Source organism: Helicobacter didelphidarum (assembly GCF_003364195.1).
In the GTDB taxonomy this organism is placed as follows: Bacteria; Campylobacterota; Campylobacteria; order Campylobacterales; family Helicobacteraceae; genus Helicobacter_A; species Helicobacter_A didelphidarum.
The window spans coordinates 1-1,149 of the sequence record NZ_NXLQ01000142.1 but is presented as its reverse complement, the minus strand read 5'-3'; the positions used below and the strand labels follow the sequence as shown (position 1 = coordinate 1,149).

Sequence of the window (1,149 nt, the reverse complement as noted above, 5' to 3'; positions counted from 1 at the left end):
GCATAGAGATAGGCATAGTTGAGATAAGGATTTTCTTCAGGAAAAAAGATTAAATCTATATGTTTATTATACTTCATATCATAGCTCCAAGCAATACGAAGAGTGCCTTTGAATTTAATTCTATCAGTAACTTTTGGGAATTTATCTCTATTTTTTGATATACATTGAAGATTCTGTGGCAATTCATCAAAAGGAGTGTCTTTGTATTCATTGTCTAACTTATAACACTCAACCAAATCCGCATCGGCGTTGCAAAAACCACCTTTCATAGAAATTACATATTCAACCATTTTTACTCCTTTGTGAGAGTATTTTAGCATAATGAGATAACATATATATTATTGCCATAAAGCTTGTGTTAAGCAGTATAAATGGAGGAGCAAGCCCCAAAACACTACATAGCCACAATGAAAAAAAGTAACCACGAAAGTAGTCATATTCATAGATTCCAACTTCGCTATTGAGTTCTCGCAGGAATCCACCTGAATCACCACCTAGATAGTTTGCTATGACAAAATTTAAAATTAAAGCAGATATACACGCACTTATCGCATAATTGAATAACCAAAATGTCTTCTTGTAATCTCCTAACATATAAAAAAGTATCCAAAGACTAAGAGATAGCACAAGTATTATTACTTCAATCAAAAATACATCAAACGCAAAACTTACACTAGGATGCTTGATGAGTATGGCAGTAACAATCGCACAAATACAAACTGCAATGCAATACAAAAATATTTTTAGCATAAAATGCTTTTTATTGGAATCTACACAAGCTGTTTTTAAATTTTGCTTACAAAGTCGCTTAATTAGTCTAAATCCTATATATGCCACACTAAACAAAGCAAGCGATTTTATAAACTCTATACATAAGAGCATAAGATTCCACTGCTGATAGAAAAGTGCTAGATTTATGCTACTAATAACTGCGATGATAATAAGAAATATGCTTAAAGATAGTAATGTATTTTTCATTTAAATAGCTCCTTTAGCCATTATGAAGCTTCAGCACATTGTTAAGACTTCCATTATGCCACTTTACATCATATCTCCCACTTGGGATTCATCTACCTACCTATTTATCTCTCCAATCCAACGCACAATATTCCCTTTAGAATCTATCTCTACTTCTAAGTCTTTGTATTT

2 protein-coding genes are annotated in these 1,149 nt (G+C 32.0%); both read right to left on the bottom strand.

Features of this window, described 5'->3' with window-relative positions; genetic code table 11:
* On the bottom strand, positions 1–290 hold a 290-nt coding region (locus tag CQA53_RS11560; protein ID WP_147290060.1), incomplete at its 3' end, for a hypothetical protein.
* Positions 283–978 (bottom strand): hypothetical protein, encoded by a 696-nt coding sequence (locus CQA53_RS11555; RefSeq protein ID WP_115544031.1) that lies wholly within the window; start codon positions 976–978, stop codon positions 283–285. The genes CQA53_RS11555 and CQA53_RS11560, both read right to left, overlap by 8 nt.
* Between the last annotated feature and the right edge of the window lie 171 nt (positions 979–1,149).